The following is a 17496-nucleotide window of genomic DNA, read 5'->3' on the forward strand; positions in this document are numbered from 1 at the left end:
CCATCCGCAGCACCGTCAGCGCGGTCACCACCAGCACGGGCACCAACCCGAACGAGATGACCGCCAACCCCCGCCGAGACACCCGTCGAAGCACCCGACGAGACACCCGCAGGAAACGAGCAGCAGAAAGCCGGCCACGCATGAATAAACTCCAAAGATCTGACGGCGAGAACCTGCACGGACCCACGTCAGCGGACAGCACCGGACAACAGCACAACCCGAAAAGAAGACGCGGGTGACCTGCACGCCCGAATGAACGCGCAGCAAACAGCACCAACACAAACGGAACACCGAAGACGCGTCACCATGGGCACAGCGATGCACCCATGGTTAAGATCAGAAGACAGCCAGGCCGCTACCCGGACACGACAGCAGCGTCAATGTCCGGTACAGGTGGATTCACGCTGCGGAGCATTGCATACGAACCGTCGCAGAGTCGAGCCATTCAGCATCCACCGCAACTACAGTTCATCCGTTGTTATCAACGTGGGTTGCGGGAGCCCTCAATGCCCCTGGCGGGCATGGGTGAGCACAACGTGGCCGGTCGACCGCCGCCCGCGCGAGACCGGCCCCATGCATCCGCGACTCCCCAGTTCGCCAGCATGCTCCGGGCGCTCTAATCGGCCGGCTAGTGGGGTGGCCACATGACGTCACCGGGTGGATCCTGTCGCCTCCTGTCGGTGGGGCCGACCCCGGCGCCGGCGGCGTTCGCCGCAGAGCCGGACCGCGCGACGATCCCCCGCAGGATGGTGTCGACCACGCCTACGATCCGCGAACCGCTGACGTCGCTCGAGCGTCCGGTGTACTGCCAGTACGCGACAGAACCAATCAGCACATCAGTGATCAATTCGACGTCGATGTCTGGACACAGCTCACCCGAGGCGATGCCGCCACGCAGGACAGTGGCGACCCGCTCCCGGGCCGGAGCCATGACCCGCTCACGGTAGGTCTCGAAGAGGTCGGGGTGCGCCTCCTTCTCCGCCAACAGCCTGGGCATGATGCGCCCGGACAGGGTCTGGATGTTGTGCCTGCGCACGGTGTTCAGCCAGGCGACGAGATCGTCACGTATCGATCCGGTCTCGACGCCCCCCGACACGTTGGCCAGCGTTGCCAGCGCGTCCGAGACCAGCACATCCTTACTCGGCCATCGTCGGTAGACGGTGGCCTTGCCGACACCGGCCCGCGCCGCGACGGCCTCCATCGACAGCCCGGTGAAACCGCTGTCGGCGAGCGCCTGTAAAGTCGCGTCGATAATCGCCTCATCACAGCGGGTGTCCCGTGGGCGCCCCGGCGGGCGGAACGTCGGACCGGTTCCCGTTGACCGCGCTGATCCGGGCGGCCTTCCGGCCGACATCGTCACCGCGCGTACCGTGCTGGCGAACCGCCCCGGGGATGCCCGGAGTCCCTGCGACGCATGGCACCTCGCGTTGCACCTTGCGTTGCGCCTCGCATCGCCTGTCGCATCGCCCGGACCCGCCTGCGTCCAGCCCCGCCGTACCCACAATGGCTCATCGAATCCGCCGTCCGCCGTGTTGACCCGACCATCAGGGCGTGCCTCGATAATTCAAGATCGAAGCCTACGGTGGTGTGCGTCCGGACGCATCCGTTTGACAGGCAGCCACCGGGATGGATCGACTTCGCGCGCCCGCCGCGGTCAGTGATCAGGTCGGCGATCAGGTCGGTGATCAGGTCAGCGATCAGATCGGCGACCAGATCAGCAGGAAGCGGTCGGAACCGCGCAGAGCGTGCGTCCGCCGACGGTGGCAGCATGGTAGGTACGCCGGGACGCGCCAGCGCCTGGACGGACTCACAGGAGATCGGATGGAAACCTCAGCAGGAGTGTGTTCCCAGGTCACCTCGGTGGCTGTGGAGGCGGCAACGCTGTACGGCGCGCCGACCGCCTCAGCCGCATCGAACGCGGCCGGGGCTGCGGCCCCACCCGGCGCGCCGGGTGGCAGCTGGCCACGACGGGGCAGGACCACCGTCCGGGACGTGCAGGCGGCGAAGAACCGCGGGGAGAAATGGGCGATGCTCACCGCCTATGACGCGAGCACCGCTCGGATCTTCGACGACGTGGGCGTGCCCGTGCTACTCGTCGGCGACTCGGCCGCCAACGTCATCTACGGCTACGACACCACCGTTCCGGTCACCGTGGAGGAGATGCTGCCGCTGGTGCGGGCGGTCACGCGCGGGAGCACCCACGCGATGGTCGTCGCGGACCTGCCGTTCGGGTCCTACCAGGGATCGGTGGAGCAGGCGCTGGCCACCGCGGCGCGCTTCCTGAAGGACGGCGGCGCCCAGGCGATCAAGCTGGAGGGTGGCGCGCGGGTGGTGCCGCAGGTCGCCGCGTTGGTTGCGGCCGGCATCCCGGTCATGGCACACCTCGGGCTGACACCGCAGAGCGTGAACGTCTTCGGTGGCTACCGGGTACAGGGACGTGGCGACGCCGGCGACGCGTTGCTCGCCGACGCGCTCGCGCTGGAAGCTGCCGGCGCGTTCGCCATCGTGCTGGAGGTCGTCCCCTCGGATCTCGCCTGCCGGGTGAGCAAGGAACTCACCGTCCCAACCATCGGCATCGGCGCGGGCGCCGACTGCGACGCGCAGGTTCTGGTCTGGCAGGACATGGCGGGGCTCACCGAGGGCAATGGCCCCCGGTTCGTCAAGCGCTATGCCGACCTGCGGTCGACGCTCGCGGACGCGGCGCTGCGGTTCACCGCGGAGGTCCGCGGTGGCACCTTCCCCACGATCGAACACAGCTATCTCTGACCGAGCGGTATCAGTTCATTGAACGGCAGGCCGGTGGTGGCCGGACGGCAGTTCGCCCACCACCGGTTCCGGTCAGGCGACCGGGTGGGCGAGCTGGGCGCCGAGCACCGCGCGGGCCGACACCAGCGATGGTCCGTACCAGGTCAGATGGCGCCCTGACACACATACCGCGGTCATTCCCCCAAACGCCTCCGGACCGTCCGTCGGGCTGAACGGATACGGCTCATCGGGCAGCACCACGAGCTCACAGGCAGCCATGCCGTCCACGCCCATGCCGTCCACGCCCATGTCGCCTACGCCCATGTCGTCTGGACGTATCCGGGGATAACGCTCGGAATTCTCGGCCAACACATTGTCGACGCCGAGCCTGCGCAGGACGTCACCGGCAAAGGTGTCGCGCCCCACCGCCATCCAGGGTCGTCGCCACACCGGAATCAGAGCAGTCCGCCGCTCGCCGGTGTAAGGGACCGCCCAGGTCGCGCGCGCGGCGTCCAGCCACCGGGGCCGAGCCAGCCCACAGGCATGACGCAACATCCGATCGAGGCTCACCAGCGCGGCGTCCACCGTGGTCGGTGCGGTCACCCACACGGGTATCCCGGCCGCCCGCAATCCTTCAAGATCAACTATACGGTTCTCTTCAGCGTTGGCACAGACGACGTCCGGCGCGAGTGAGATGATCCTGGCCAGGTCCGGATTCTTCGTCCCACGTACGCGCACCACGTCGAGTCCGGCCGGGCGAACGCACCAGTCCGTGGCCCCGACCAGGAGCCCGGGCGCGGTGACCGCGATGGCCTCGGTGAGGCTCGGCACGAGCGAGACCACGCGGGCAACCTGGCCGGGCACGTCCACGACAAGCATAAGATCATCAAGTTCGGGATCATCCCGGCTGTCCGCCGTCACCGTGCGCGCCCGCTCCCGTAGATTCGGTGGAGTCCACCTTCCAGGATGGCACCTACTGGACGATCCTGCATGATCGCCGGGCTCCGACGGAGGCGAGCCGGTCAGATGTCGGTCACACGCAAGCCGGCGTGGGCTTTGTAGCGCCTGTTCACCGAGATCAGGTTCGCGGTCAGGCCCTCGACCGAGGCGGCGTTACGCAGTTTGCCGGCGTACACACCGCGCATCCCGGGAATCCTGGCGGCAAGGGCCGCAACGGTGTCGGTGGCATGGCGGTCATCACCCAGCACGAGGATGTCGGTGTCCAGCGCGTCGACCGTCTCATCGGCCAACAGCACCGCGCTGACATGATGAAAAGCGGCCACGACGGTGCTGTCCGGCAGCAGCGTCGCGGCCTGCTGGGCGGCGCTGCCCTCGGGGACCGCCAGCACGAACGCGCCGCCTTTGTCAAAACCGAGCGGGTTCACGCAGTCCACGACGATCTTACCCGCGAGTTCCGCGCGGAGGCTGACCAGTAGTTCCCCGTGACCTTCCCAAGGCACGGCGACAATCACGATGTCACCCTGGGCGGCTGCGGCGGAGTTGTCCGCGCCGATGACGGGCAAACCTGCCGCGCTCAGCTGCGCAGCGGCCTCCTGTGCCCGCTCAGCCGAGCGCGAGCCCAGCACAACCTGGTTGCCGGCGATCGCGAGACGGCGACCGAGGCCGCGACCCTGCGGGCCGGTACCGCCGAGAATGGAGACCGTCAACAGCGAGACGTCAGGAAGATCGTGAGGGGAACCCATGGCCATATCCTGCCGCACATCCCACTTTCGGGGCACTGTGATCATAAGACCGGTGCTCGCCGCCGACCCACCCGATCGCCGCTCAACACCAGGCCAACACGATGCTGGCCACGGATGCCGGACACGGATGCCAGTCCTGGATGATGGACACGGCGGAATCAACCGCAAGGATAGCCGCACACCTTGATTCACTCCCAGGTACCCCCCGTATCGGAACCACCGGCGGATGCGGGACTATGCCTTCACAACATGACACCTACGAACTTTGATCCTCACGAACTTTGATCATTACGTAGGAGGTTGGCGGACCCGGGGCCGGAGTCGTCTCGGAGCTGTAGCGGTACCGAGCAGGCACCCGAGCAGGCACCCGAGCAGGCAGAGGAGTAGCGGAAGGTGAACGACGCAAGCAGCCCCATGACCGCGACCCTTCGCGAACCGGATATAACATTGCGTGATATCCATGGCGTGCTGGGGAACCCCGGGCGCGCGTCGTTCGATGACGGGTCGTACCGTTCCATTCCACGAACAGCGGCGAGATCCACGGAGTCAGGCGGGAGAGGTCGAGCAATGGCGGACGTATCGGTTCGCTTCGCGATGACGAACGACAGCGAAGTGGTGCTCAACCTGTCGCTGCCGCAGGCACTGCGCCTGATGGAGGCGATCGCACGCAAGGTCGGTGAGACGCTCGCCGAACGCAGCACACAGAACGTGGGTGGGGTTGGCGGCGTGCCCGCGCCCGCGCCATCCAACGGCATGCCGAGCCTGGGGCCCTACACCCCGTCCTGACGTCGGTCGGTGCTCCAGGGACTACGGCCTCCGGGCGCGCGATCTGACGATCGTCGCGCGCCCTTTGGCCCGCTGGCGACCCGGGGGCCACGGCCTCCGGGCGCGCGATCAACCCCGCCGCGGCCGTTCGCTACTGAGCGCCCGCGGATGCGAGGTCGCATACACCTCACGCAGTCTGTCCACCGTGACCAAGGTGTAGATCTGGGTGGTACTGACCGAGGCGTGACCCAGCAGCTCCTGCACAACCCTGACGTCCGCTCCGCCATCGAGCAGGTGCGTCGCGAAAGAATGGCGCAGCACATGCGGTGACACGCCGTCCACCCCGGCCGTGAGCGCCGCCGCCCGTAGTGCCGTCCAGGCGCTCTGCCGCGACAGGCGGGTTCCGCGGCGAGACAGGAACACCGCCGGGGAAGCCCGCCTGCTCGCCAGGACCGGGCGGGCCCGGGTCAGGTAGGCCGACAGGGCGTCTTGGGCGTACCGGCCGAGCGGGACGACCCTGGCCCGGCCGCCCTTGCCCTCAAGGCGCACGGACGCCCCGTCCAGGTCGAGGTCGTCGACGTCGAGACCCACTGCTTCCGATATCCGCGCACCCGTGCCGTACAGCAGTTCCAGCAACGCGACAGCCCGCAGCCGTCGGCTCCCCTCCACCGGGTCGCCGCCGGCCGGGCCGGACGCCGCGGCGAGCACTGCCACCACCTGGTCCACCGTGAGCGCTCTGGGCAGCCGGCGCGGCGGGGTCGGCGGGCGCACCGGTTGGGACACGTCGCAGGTGACCTCGCCTTCCTGGACCGCAAAACGGTGCAGCGACCGGACCGCGACGAGCATCCGTGCCACTGACGACGCCGCGAGTGGCGGGTGTCCCTGCGCACCTTCGCGCAGCGTGGCCGCGAACTCCGCCACCTCGGCCTCGTCGACGTCGTCCAACGACCGGACCTGGCGGACGCTCAGATGTTCCAGGTACCGACGAAGATCACGCCGATAGGCGAGGACGGAGTTGCGGGCGAGCCCGCGCTCACCTTCCAGATGGTCCAGGAAGCGCTCCACCATGGCCCCGGGCACCCCCGACGTGCTCATCGGCACACCGACGGCGTCGGGAGCGGCCGTGCCGACACGGCCAGCAGCGCCGCCATGTACAGCAGAATCGCCGGCCGTGCAACCATCCGGTATGTCTGCGCTCGCCATCGAGGTGAGTGTAGGTGCACGGCTGACAACATCCACCGATATCGCGCCGATCGCCCGCGCCCGGGTCGGACGACATGCGATTTGGCAATTTTTGCGGATCCTGTCCCCATCGATGACGATTTGAGGCTATCCTTCCAATGGTGCGGACAGAAAGCAGACAGTTACGATTCGTCTGGCTCCTGCCGACCACCGCCCTCATCCTGATGGGTACCGGCTGTGGCGGCGGTGGGGCCGCAACCGGCGCCTCCGCTCCGCCCAAGGTGCAGGCGCTGGACTCGGCCGGGGTGCGCAGCGCATCACCATCGGGCGACCGGACCGACCTCGCGACGCTCGCCGCGACGCCCGCCGCGACGCCGTCCGCATCGGGCAGCCCTGACCTCTTGCACATGGCGCTGACCACGGTCAACGCATACTTCGAGGAGATCAACAAGGCCAGTCTGGAGGGACGCGTGGCAGACGTGAGCGCGACGGCGATGCCCGGATGTCAGACCTGTGCGCTCGACATCGGGGTCACCCAGAACTTCCACAGTCAGGGCGGACACACCGACGTCGGTCCGCTCGCCGTCAGCCCGCTGACCTTGGGCCCGAGTGGCGAGAAGGCGATCACCGCGCAGATGACCGTGGCCATCAGAGCGGTTCGGCTGCTGGACACGACCGGTAATGTGATCAAGACCTATCCAGCGCAACCACCGCGCGCCGCGACGGCCATGCTCTGGCTGACCGCCGCGGGCTGGCGCATCGAGAACGTCCTGTACTCCAGGGGACCGTCATGACGGCACATCCGGATCGCCACACACGGTGTCACCCCAATCCAGGCCACCACGTTCCAGGCGGCCGCAGGCGCGGCGGACCGGCCGGCGGTGCCGGCACTGTAAGGCGACTGATGGCGGTCGTCTGGCTGGTCGCCGCCATCGTGCTGCCGACGGCATCCGCGGCCCATGCGGAACCAGGCTCACAACCGGGCTCCCTGTGCACGGCCGTGTGGGGCTACTGCGATACCCGCGCCACCGACAACGGCTATGCCTACACCTTCAGTGGTGGACGGCTGCACAAGGTACCCGCGACCACCGCAACCGCCAGAACAGTGGACGCCTGCGCGGACTGCCCTGTCCGCCTCGACTTCTGCAATGTCGGCCCGGAGACGACCGGCTTCGAGCAACTGCTCTGGGCCGCCTTTCCGGAGGCCGCCGCGGACACCAACGCGCTGTGCGACCCGAAGGCCATTGCCGCCGCTCCCACGCTCGCGCAGGTACAGGCGTCCCTTGTCAACTACCTGCGAGAACAGGCCCTGCCCAAACCCACGCTGGTCGTCCAGCCCAACGGGCGAAGTTTCGCCAACCTGCCCACCGTGCTCTATACGCCGGTCCCGCCGAGCTTCACGTTCAACGTCGACCAACCGGTGTTGGCCACCATCAGGGCGGTGCCGCACTACCGGTGGGACTTCGGCGACAGCACCGTCGGCCCCGATGCACCCGGCCGCCCGTTCGACCCGGCGATCTCGCCCAAGGACCACCCGGACGCCTATGTCGCGCACGCCTACGCCAAACCCGGGACCTACACCGTCACGCTCACGGTCACCTGGCAGGGGACGTTCGCCGTACCCGGTGTCGGCCAGGCGTTCCCCCTCGCCCCGGTGACGCTGACGGCGAACGCAGCCGTCGTCGTGGACGAGGCCAGCGGCGTCCTCACCGGCAACCGCTGACCCGACGGTCAACCGACGGGACGGGGACGGTCCTCCCACGGCGCATCCACCGGGCGTAGCCGGGTGAACCCGTCCAGGCGGGCGGTCGCCACCGCCAACAGACCGACAACGGCCATGGCGTTGGTGATCGAGCCGTCCATGACCCGGCCGACGGCACTGTCGAGATCCACCCGCGCGATCTGCATGTCCGCCTCCTCGTGGACGCGGACATGCTGGTCCGCCACGGGAACCGCCGCGAGCTCGCGAGCGAGGAAGACCCGGTACGCCTCGTTGGTCATGCCGGGTGACGCGAGCACGTCGACCAGCAGATCCCAACGCCCGGCCGTGAGGTTCGCCTCTTCGGCGAGTTCGCGTGCCGCCGCCTCGACCGGCGGCTCGCCGGGTACGTCCAGGATGCCGGCGGGCAGCTCCCACAGCGGTCGACGGACCGGATGACGGTACTGGTACACCATCACCACCCGGTCGGCCTCGTCGAGCGCCACCACTCCGACCGCACCCGGGTGCACGACGACATCGCGCTGGGACACCCCGCCATCGGGCATCCGCACCGCATCCCGGCGGACCGAGATGATCCGTCCGGTGAAGGCGATGTCGCTGTCAACGACCTCATAGCGATGCCCGGTCTCGGAGCTGAAGGCCACCGCATGATCGACGGTGTTCGCCGCGGGCTCGCTCGCAGCCACCCCGCCTGGATACCCGCTCACGACGACACCAGTTCCTCTCCGTCGCAGCCTCTAGACGGTCCGCGTCCGTCCAGTGGGCCGATCTCGTGGTTTGCAGTGTCGCGGTTTGCAGTGTCGCGGTCCGCGATGTCGGCCGGAACCTCGACCGGTAGCATTCCGGTGCGCTGTTCGGCATGGGTCACCGCCGCCGCGGCCAACGCCCGGAACAGCGGGTGGGCCCGGGTCGGTCGGGATCGAAACTCCGGGTGCGCCTGGGTGCCCACGTAGAACGGATTGTTCCCGGTCGTGAGCTCGACGACCTCGACGAGCCGACCGTCCGGCGAGGTCCCCGAGATCACCAGGCCGGCGGCGGTGAGCCGGTCCCGGTAGTCGTTGTTGACCTCATAGCGGTGCCGGTGACGCTCACCGACCTCGGCGACCCCGTACACCCGCCGGGCCACCGTCCCCGGAACCAACACGCACGGGTAGCGGCCCAGACGCATGGTGCCGCCCATATCCCGCTCACCGGCGACCACCGCCCGCTGGTCGGCCATGGTGGAGATCACCGGATGCGGGGTGTCCGCGTCGAACTCGGTCGAGTTCGCCCCCACCAGCCCGGCCATGTTGCGGGCCGCCTCGATCACCATGCACTGCAGGCCCAGGCACAACCCCAACGCCGGGATCGCGTTCATCCGCGCGTGACGCAGCGCCTCGATCTTCCCCTCGATGCCGCGGATGCCGAAACCACCCGGCACGAGCACGCCGTCGACGCCATCCAATGCGGATGCGGTGGTCTCCACCGACGAGCAGGAATCCGAGGGCACCCAGCGGATCTCCACCCGGGCGTTCACCGCGAAGCCACCCGCGCGCAACGCTTCGGTCACCGACAGGTAGGCGTCCGGCAGGTCGACGTACTTGCCGACGATCGCGACGGTGACCATCTTGGCCGGGCAGTGAACCCGGCGCAGCAGGGTGTCCCACTCGGTCCAGTCGACGTCGCGAAAGGGCAGGCCCAGGCGGCGGACCGCATAGGCGTCGAGCCCCTCGCGGTGCAGCACCTTCGGAATGTCGTAGATCGATACCGCATCCGGCGCACCGACCACGGCCTCGTCGTCCACATCGCACATCAACGCGATCTTGTTCTTGAGTGCGTCCGGCAGCGGGCGGTCAGACCGGGCGACCACCGCATCCGGCTGAAGGCCGATACTGCGCAGTGCCGCCACCGAGTGCTGCGTCGGCTTGGTCTTGAGCTCGCCGGAGGGAGCCAGGTACGGCACCAGGCTCACGTGCACGGTCAGGACGTTGTCACGCCCTACCTCGTGGCGGACCTGCCGGATCGCCTCGAGGTAGGGCAGGGACTCGATGTCGCCGACCGTCCCGCCCACCTCGGTGATGACCACGTCCACCTCGTCGGTGGCGAGCCTGCGGATCCGGCCCTTGATCTCGTCGGTGATGTGCGGTATGACCTGCACCGTCTGCCCGAGATAGTCGCCCCGGCGTTCTCGGGCGATCACCTCCGAGTAAACCTGGCCGGTGGTGACGTTCGCGCTGCCGTCGAGGTCGACGTCCAGGAACCGTTCGTAGTGGCCGATGTCGAGGTCTGTCTCGGCACCGTCATCGGTGACAAAGACCTCCCCGTGCTGGAACGGGTTCATCGTGCCGGGGTCGACGTTGAGGTAGGGATCAAGCTTCTGCATGGTGACCCGTAGGCCACGTGCCTTCAGGAGACGACCGAGGCTGGATGCGGTGAGCCCCTTGCCGAGACTGGAGGCCACACCTCCGGTCACAAAAATGTGCTTGGTCACGTGCGCCTGCGCCACGCTGAGACCCTTCCGTGGGTATCGCCGGCCGGATCCGTACCTGGCCGGTCCACGGGATTTCACGGTAACACCCCTGCCCACGGCCTGCTCACGCGCAGGTCACCGATGCCGGCACCGGCCAGGCTCAGACCGTGACGGGCTCAGACCTTGACGGGCTCAGACCTTGACCGGCTCAGACCTTGACCGGCTTGACCCGCCGTTGGGGTGGCACGCCCGGCTCGGTGGTGAGCACCGCGAGGTCCTCGGGATCGGACGTCAGCACCAGCACGGGCCGCGGCTGCTCCAGCGCCGTCGCGGCCACGACTGCATCGACGGCGTAGCGGTGGCCGTCGAGCCCGGTCTCGTCGAGGAGTGCCGCGGCGCGCTTGGCGATGTCCTCGGTCACCGCGACGATCCGGATATGGGGTACAGCCCATGCCAGTGCTTCGCGCCGTGGACCATCGGGCCGCCGCACCTCCACCAGCGTCAGCGTGGATGCGATCACCACCGCACCACGAAGCCGTGCGGCTTCGACCCGGCGCACCACGGCGGCATCCCTGTCGGCGAGAAGCGAGAGCCCCTGTGAGTCCAGCACCAGGGTGCCGCCGCCGGGAGTGCTCAGTCGGCGTCGGGCCATTCGGCCAGAGCCTCCCGCACCCCGTCGACGTCAAGGGGGCCATGCTCGTGCTCGTAGTCCTCGACGATCTCCTGCAGCTGCCGCATGTGGACCCAGTGCGCGAGCGCCTCGGTGGCCGCGGCGGAGAACCCACGCGGCCCGGTACGCGCCTCGACCTCACGGATGAGGTCTTCCGGGAAGGACGTGCTGCGTTTGACCGCACGCCCGGTGAAGGGCGGCTCTGCAGCAGAGGTAACGGCCATGCCGTCATTATTGCTACTTCCAGTGGCAATCGCAAGGTCAACTCACTAAGAGCGCCCGGCAATAGAGGCGTGAATCAAGGATCGGGGCCGGGGCGCGTAGATCGCGAGGCGGAGGAGGGAGCCACCGGAGGTTGCTGGTGTCGACCGGCGGCACCCGAAACGATCTGCGGCCATGGTGTGACTGCCCAGTCCGCCGCCCGTGGAGCTGCCGGCCACCGTAGGTGCGGCGGGCCGACCGGGCAGCGCCGCGAGCGGCGGCAATCCGGTCGCGCGCAGGTCACCGATGTCAGCGCAGCACGAGGGGTAGGTGGTTTTAGCTGTGATAATGACGATTTCCACCTACCCATCGCCTGCGCACGCATGTGGGGGTAGGTGGCTTCGGTTGTGATAATGACCGTTCCTACCTACCACTCCGAGTCCCGGACACCTGCCTGACGCCGCAAACCCGGATGGGCTGGCCGTCACCGCACCGGCCTGACTGGGCGGGAAGCGATGGGCACGATTACGTCAGCAGGCCGTGCGGGCCGTGCGGGCCGTGCGGGCCGGGCGGGCCGGGCGGGCCGGGCGGGTACGCGACCGCTGCGGACTCGAACGGGGTCAAACGGGATCAAACTGGCGGCGTCCAGTCAGACCATCCCGAGTCCGGCAGAGGCTCACCGTCGGGACCATAACCAGGAGCCCACATCGTCTCGTAGCGCGGGCAGCGATCGACCACCGCACCAGGAAGATCACCTTTTCCGCCGCCGCTACTTCTCGCACGGGCACGTGCGGCACCGCCCGCCCGTCGGCACTCCTTGCACTGCACCCGGACCGCTGTGACCATTTGCTCGGGTTCGCCCGCCCGCTCGGTAGTCATCGGCTTGCGACCGTGCCCCGGCCGTTACAGCGCAGACAGGTCATCGTGCCGCGGTCGACGAAACGAGACGAGGTGTAGTCCTTCCCACCCCGCTTCGTGCCACCACTGCCCGACGACGCTCCGCCGCCGGTATCTCCCCGCTTGTTCCAAACCACGACTTCAGAGTAGACGACACTACGTGTCCGTGTAAGTACACGGCGTGCTTCCGTGAGCCCTCGATCCATTCCCACGACAGCGTCATCTCACCGGCTGACTCGGGTCGCAACGTCGCACCCCGTCGTGCTGAAGAGCTGACCGAAAGAGCGGATGGCCATGATTCTCCAGCCGCCACCTTCACTTCGCCGTGCCGCCGAGCGGCAGGATCCAGGCCACCTGACCACCGAACATGACGTGCACCGACCGCACCGGTCCAGTTCGCGGCCAGCTGGACTTGCGCAACCCGCCGGTCACGGCTTACACCTCTACCTACCACCTTGATCCAACAAACTACCGGTACTCGCTGGCCCGCTGGTAGGTGGTGGGCCGTCCCCTGCCGCCGTGCTGGGTCACCAGTCCCCGGGCGCGCAGACCACGAAGCACTTTCCGGATGTTGGGACCAGCCAGATTAAGATCTTGTTCGAGGTCGGCGACGGTCCGCGCTCCGTCTGCGAGTGCGTGGTAGATCCGCAGCTCGGTGCCGTTCAACCGGGGCTCGGTGGCGGTGGTGGTTGTTGTGGGCTGGTGCAGGACGACGGTGAAGCGGATGCCGCTGTCGATGTAGTGGGCCGGGGGTAGGTGGTAGTCGGCGAGCGCTTCTGTGATGATCGGGATGCCGCCGGCAAGGGCCTCGATGACCCGGGCGCCGGTCTGCGGGGAGCGGACATGTTGGCAGATGGCGACGAGTCGGGCGTTGCGTGCGGATGTCACCACGTCCCGCCCGAGCCGGTCGACGGTGATGCCGTAGAGCCCGCCGGGGTTTGAGACGACGAGACGGTCTCGGCGTAGTCGGACCTCAATAGCCAGACCGATGGACCAGTGATCGAGATCGCGGTGGACCAAGGCGTTGGCGATCAGCTCGCGGAAAGCGAGAAGTGGGTAGGCGGTGCGGTCGTGGACCCACTTCGATCCCATAGTTCGCTGGCGGCGGCGTGACCCGCCACGATGGCGCGGACGCGACGGTCAGCGGACGCGATGCCCGCTGCCGTGCCGGGCAGGGGATACACATGCCCGAGCGGGAGATGCGGTGAGATCGGATTCCCGGGTTAGAGCGCCGTGTCGGCGGCGGCCTTCTTGTCGGCGGCGGCGTTCGCGAGCAGTTCCTCGGCGTGCCCGCGGGCCAGGGCGCTCTCCTCAACGCCCGCGAGCATCCGGGACAGTTCCCGCACCCGGCCGGAATCGTCGAGGGTCAACACACCGCTGCGGGTCACCGAACCGTCATCGGCCTTGCGCACCACCAGATGCCGGTCGGCGAAGGCCGCGACCTGCGGTAGATGCGTGATGCAGATCACCTGATGGGTCCGGGCGAGCCGGGCCAGGCGCCGGCCGACCTCGACCGCGGCCCGCCCGCCGACGCCCGCGTCCACCTCGTCGAAGACCATGGTCGTCGTCGTGTCCGCGGCGGCCAGCACAACCTCGATGGCGAGCATGATCCGTGACAGCTCGCCGCCGGACGCCCCCTTGTGCACCGGGCGGGCCGGTGCCCCGGGGTGCGGCACCAGGCGCAGCTCCACTTCGTCGACCCCGGCCGGCCCGTAGGCGAGCAGCCGGCCGTCCACGGGTATCCCTGCGGGGTCGGCGCGTTGGGAGACGACCGCCTCGACCCGCGCTCTCGGCATCGCCAGGCCCGCGAGCTCGGCGGCCACCGCCGCGGCGAACCGGTCGGCGGCGGCCCGGCGCGCCTGGCTGATCTCGGTGGCACGCTCGCCGAGATCAGCCACCAAGGCGTCGCGTTCGGATGTCAGCGCCCCGGACCGGTCCGCGTCCGAGTCGAGCTCAAGCAGGCGGCGCCCGGCCTTCTCGGCCCACGCCAGCACCCCGGCCAGGTCCGTGCCGTGCACGCGGGCGAGTCCTGCCAGAGCTGCCTTGCGCGACTGTGCGACGGCAAGCCGGCCGGGGTCGGACTCGATGCCGGCCGCGTAGGAGGCGAGGTCCGCGGCGACGTCGGCGAGCAGCATCCCGACCTCGTGCAGGCGGTCGGACAGAGCGGACAGGTCCGGGTCGAGGGACGCCTGCACGGCGACCATCCGATTGGCGGTGCCCAGCAGATCGGCGGCACCGGGCGCGCCGTCGCCGACCGCGGGGTCGCTCACCAGCACCGCGTGGGCGCTGCTGGCGGCCTGCACCAACGTCTCGGCGTGGTCCAACCGGCGCAGCTCGGTGTCCAGCGCCGTGTCCTCACCGGGATGGGGATCCACCCGTTCGATCTCGGCCAGCCCGCTACGCAGAAGCTCCGCCTCCACCGAGCGTTCCCGGGCCCGTTCGGTGATCTCGACGAGCTGGGCGGAGACCGTGCGCAGCCGCGCATGGGCGACCGTGTAGGCCGCCAGCGGCCGCGCGACCGCGACGCCCGCGAACCGGTCGAGGGCGCTGCGCTGCTCACCGGCCCGCAACAGCCGTTGCTGGTCGGATTGGCCGTGCACCGCGATCAACCCGTCGGTGATCTCGGCGAGGAGGCTGACCGGGACCGACCGGCCGCCGACGTGTGCACGGGAGCGACCCTCCGCGGTCACGGTCCGCCCGATGAGCAGACCGTCGTCATCGCACTGGCCGCCCGCATCCCGGACACGTTCGGCCACCGGGCCGTCAGCCGGAGTGACCAGCCGTCCGTCGACGAAGGCCCGACCAACGCCGGGACGCACCAAGCCGGCGTCCGCACGCCCGCCGGTGAGAAGCCCGAGCCCCTGGACAATCATGGTCTTGCCGGCGCCGGTCTCGCCGCTGACCACGGTGAGACCAGGCGCAAGCTCGAGCACGGCGTCGTCGATGACCCCGAGGCCGCGAATGCGAATTTCCTCGAGCACAGACGTGACTCTATGGCGCGTCCCGCCCGCGTTGGCGGGCGCACCGCCTTTTGCCGGTCAGCGGCCCGTCCGACCCCGCCAACCCGTCACCGGCAGGTCGAACTTGGCGACCAGCCGGTCGGTGAACGGCCGCGGGTGCACCACGGCGAGCCGCACCGGACGGCGTCCGCGCGTCACCTCGACCAGGGAGTGCTCGGCGACCTCCACCGAGCGCCGCCCGTCGCAGGACAGCACGGCCGGGGTCGAGGGCAGCACCTCGATGGCGACCGACGATGTGGGAGCCAGTACCAGGGGCCGGGCGAACAGGGCGTGGGCGCTGATCGGCGCGACCAGCAGGGCCTCGACACCCGGCCACATGACCGGGCCGCCGACGGAGAACGCGTACGCCGTCGATCCGGTCGGGGTTGAACAGATCATGCCGTCACAGCCCCAGCGCGACAGTGGACGGTTGTCGACCTCGACGACGCACTCCAGCATCCGGGAACGGTCGACCTTCTCCAGCGACACCTCGTTGAGAGCCCAGCCACGGTAGGTCAACTCACCTCGGTGGCGGACTGTCACGTCGACGGTCATCCGCTCCTCGACCTGGTAGTCCTTGCGGATGACGTGGTCGATCGTGGACTCCAGCGCGTCCGGTTCGGCCTCGGCGAGAAAGCCGACATGGCCGAGGTTGACGCCGAGCAGCGGGGCATCGGCGTTGCGGGCAAGCTCCGCGCCGCGCAGCAGGCTGCCGTCCCCGCCGAGGACGAACACCAGCTCGACCCCGAGTGCCGCGGCCTCATCCGGTGGGACGACGTTGTCACAGCGCAGGTCGAGCAGGTCGGCCTCGTCCCGCAGCACCCGCGGCGCAACTCCGGCGGCGACGAACTGGTCCAGGACGCGCTGGGCGACCTCGCGCACCACCGAACGGCGGGGATGGGTCACGACCAGGACTTCCCGGCTCATCCGCGGACCTCTCCCGACTGGCCGGAGATATCCGACTGGCTGGAGATGTTCGACCGGCCGCCACTGTCAGGTACGCCGGCGGGACCGGCTGGACCAGCTGGACCAGCGGCGACCGCGGCGGCGACCGCTTCGGCGAGCCGCGGCTCGGCCATGCACGGCGCACCCCCGGCAAGCCACAGCAGGTACTCGACGTTGCCCGCGGGGCCAGGCAGCGGACTCGCGACAACCCCGCGAACGCCGAGGGAGAGCCGGGCCCCGGCCGCGGCCACCTCCCGCACCGCCGATGCGTGCAGGGCCACGTCCCGCACGACCCCACCCGGCCCGAGCCCGTCGCGCCCCACCTCGAACTGCGGCTTGACCAGGACGACGAAATCCGCCGCCGGCCGGGCACACGCCCGCAGGGCGGGCAGCACCAGCCGCAGGGAGATGAACGACAGATCGGCCACCACCAGGTCGACCGGCCCGCCGATCTGGTCGGCGGTGAGATAGCGGACGTTGGTGCGCTCCAGCACCGCGACCCGTGGATCGGTCCGCAGCTGCCACGCCAGCTGGCCGTAGCCGACGTCCACCGCGACGACCTCACCGGCGTCGTGGCGCAGCAGCACGTCGGTGAAACCGCCGGTGGACGCCCCGGCGTCCAGACACCGGCGTCCGCTCACCCGCAGCGGTGGCTGGCTCCCGGCGAAGGTCGACAGTGCCGCCAGCAGTTTGTGGGCGCCGCGCGACGCGTACCCGGGGTCGTCCCCGGTAATGATCGCAATGGGGGTGGTGTCATCCACGACCGTCGCGGGCTTGGTCGCCGGACGTCCGCTGACCCGGACCCGTCCGCCGGCGATCGCTTCGCTGGCCTGCTCGCGGGAGCGAACCATGCCTCGCCGAACGAGTTCACGGTCCAGCCGCGTCCTGCGGACCACGACAGCGCGCTTCGTGCCGGTCACGCCCGCGGCCGGCCGGGCGCGTCGGCCGGCCGCGACGGGGTGACCGGACCTGGCGGGGTGACCGGAATCGGTGGGGTGGCCGTGAGCCCGTCAAGATCCGCGAGCACACCGTCAAGGAGGCGGTGGACCTCCTCGAAGACGGCGACGTGCGCTGACACGGGCAGCGCGGGCAGCCGGTCCACCCGCGCGAGCGCGCCACGGACGTCGTCCGGGACGTCAACGGTCATGAGGTGTTCCTCTTCCGTGACAGCGCCGGCAGGGCCGTCACCCCGCGGTACGCCGCTGTCGTCCCAACCAGGA

At 69.2% G+C, this 17496-nt stretch carries 17 protein-coding genes and 1 pseudogene; 4 read left to right on the top strand and 14 right to left on the bottom strand.

Going from position 1 to position 17496, the window contains the following annotated elements; genetic code table 11:
• Window positions 1–628: 628 nt before the first annotated feature.
• The gene (locus tag U9977_RS14465; RefSeq protein WP_322749786.1) at window positions 629–1354 is read right to left on the bottom strand and encodes a TetR/AcrR family transcriptional regulator; all 726 of its coding nucleotides are present in this window, start codon (window positions 1352–1354) and stop codon (window positions 629–631) included.
• Window positions 1355–1821: 467 nt separating this feature from the next.
• Between U9977_RS14465 and panB the strand changes: the two genes are divergently transcribed.
• A complete protein-coding gene (gene panB, locus U9977_RS14470) occupies window positions 1822–2766 on the top strand; it encodes a 3-methyl-2-oxobutanoate hydroxymethyltransferase (RefSeq protein WP_322749773.1) in 945 nt (314 codons plus the stop codon).
• Between the two features lie 72 nt (window positions 2767–2838).
• Here the strand turns inward: panB and U9977_RS14475 are convergent, their stop codons facing one another.
• The 3 genes from U9977_RS14475 to U9977_RS14485 form a co-directional block, all read right to left on the bottom strand.
• The gene (locus tag U9977_RS14475; protein ID WP_322749787.1) at window positions 2839–3624 is read right to left on the bottom strand and encodes a helical backbone metal receptor; all 786 of its coding nucleotides are present in this window, start codon (window positions 3622–3624) and stop codon (window positions 2839–2841) included.
• Between the two features lie 143 nt (window positions 3625–3767).
• Window positions 3768–4448, bottom strand: a complete 681-nt coding sequence (gene npdG, locus U9977_RS14480; protein WP_322749774.1) for an NADPH-dependent F420 reductase — start codon at window positions 4446–4448, stop codon at window positions 3768–3770.
• Between the two features lie 272 nt (window positions 4449–4720).
• Window positions 4721–4864 (bottom strand): hypothetical protein, encoded by a 144-nt coding sequence (locus U9977_RS14485; RefSeq protein WP_322749775.1) that lies wholly within the window; start codon window positions 4862–4864, stop codon window positions 4721–4723.
• A gap of 151 nt (window positions 4865–5015) precedes the next feature.
• Between U9977_RS14485 and U9977_RS14490 the strand changes: the two genes are divergently transcribed.
• Window positions 5016–5234: a hypothetical protein gene (locus tag U9977_RS14490; protein WP_131747529.1), complete on the top strand. Its 219-nt coding sequence runs from the start codon at window positions 5016–5018 to the stop codon at window positions 5232–5234.
• A 108-nt stretch (window positions 5235–5342) separates the two neighbouring features.
• Here the strand turns inward: U9977_RS14490 and U9977_RS14495 are convergent, their stop codons facing one another.
• A complete protein-coding gene (locus U9977_RS14495) occupies window positions 5343–6308 on the bottom strand; it encodes a tyrosine recombinase (RefSeq protein ID WP_322749776.1) in 966 nt (321 codons plus the stop codon).
• Window positions 6309–6556: 248 nt separating this feature from the next.
• Here U9977_RS14495 and U9977_RS14500 point away from each other — a divergent pair, with 248 nt between their 5' ends.
• Both U9977_RS14500 and U9977_RS14505 read left to right on the top strand, forming a co-directional pair.
• Window positions 6557–7189 (top strand): hypothetical protein, encoded by a 633-nt coding sequence (locus U9977_RS14500; protein ID WP_322749777.1) that lies wholly within the window; start codon window positions 6557–6559, stop codon window positions 7187–7189.
• 110 nt (window positions 7190–7299) lie between these two features.
• On the top strand, window positions 7300–8118 hold the full coding sequence (locus U9977_RS14505) for a PKD domain-containing protein (protein WP_322749778.1): 819 nt from the start codon (window positions 7300–7302) through the stop codon (window positions 8116–8118).
• Window positions 8119–8126: 8 nt separating this feature from the next.
• Here U9977_RS14505 and U9977_RS14510 read toward each other — a convergent pair whose 3' ends face one another.
• The 9 genes and pseudogenes from U9977_RS14510 to U9977_RS14550 form a co-directional block, all read right to left on the bottom strand.
• The gene (locus U9977_RS14510; RefSeq protein ID WP_322749788.1) at window positions 8127–8759 is read right to left on the bottom strand and encodes an NUDIX hydrolase; all 633 of its coding nucleotides are present in this window, start codon (window positions 8757–8759) and stop codon (window positions 8127–8129) included.
• A 59-nt stretch (window positions 8760–8818) separates the two neighbouring features.
• Complete coding sequence (locus U9977_RS14515) at window positions 8819–10600, bottom strand: CTP synthase (protein ID WP_322749779.1); 1782 nt, start codon at window positions 10598–10600, stop codon at window positions 8819–8821.
• Window positions 10601–10772: 172 nt separating this feature from the next.
• Window positions 10773–11216, bottom strand: a complete 444-nt coding sequence (locus U9977_RS14520) for a PIN domain-containing protein (protein WP_322749780.1) — start codon at window positions 11214–11216, stop codon at window positions 10773–10775.
• Window positions 11198–11458: a hypothetical protein gene (locus U9977_RS14525; protein ID WP_322749781.1), complete on the bottom strand. Its 261-nt coding sequence runs from the start codon at window positions 11456–11458 to the stop codon at window positions 11198–11200. Before U9977_RS14525 ends, U9977_RS14520 begins: the two co-directional genes overlap by 19 nt.
• Before the next feature lie 1342 nt (window positions 11459–12800).
• The gene (locus U9977_RS14530; RefSeq protein ID WP_322749782.1) at window positions 12801–13424 is read right to left on the bottom strand and encodes an ATP-binding protein; all 624 of its coding nucleotides are present in this window, start codon (window positions 13422–13424) and stop codon (window positions 12801–12803) included.
• 131 nt (window positions 13425–13555) lie between these two features.
• On the bottom strand, window positions 13556–15313 hold the full coding sequence (gene recN / locus U9977_RS14535; protein ID WP_322749783.1) for a DNA repair protein RecN: 1758 nt from the start codon (window positions 15311–15313) through the stop codon (window positions 13556–13558).
• Between the two features lie 57 nt (window positions 15314–15370).
• A complete protein-coding gene (locus U9977_RS14540) occupies window positions 15371–16258 on the bottom strand; it encodes an NAD kinase (RefSeq protein ID WP_322749784.1) in 888 nt (295 codons plus the stop codon).
• Entirely contained in the window at window positions 16255–17172 is a 918-nt protein-coding gene (locus U9977_RS14545; RefSeq protein WP_322749785.1) for a TlyA family RNA methyltransferase, read from the bottom strand. The genes U9977_RS14540 and U9977_RS14545 overlap by 4 nt, the downstream gene beginning before the upstream one ends.
• A 20-nt stretch (window positions 17173–17192) precedes the next feature.
• Window positions 17193–17496 (bottom strand): annotated as a pseudogene (locus tag U9977_RS14550) (hypothetical protein); the annotation flags it as partial.

The sequence above is a fragment of the Protofrankia sp. Cas8 genome (assembly GCF_963555845.1).
Classification (GTDB): domain Bacteria; phylum Actinomycetota; class Actinomycetes; order Frankiales; family Frankiaceae; genus Protofrankia.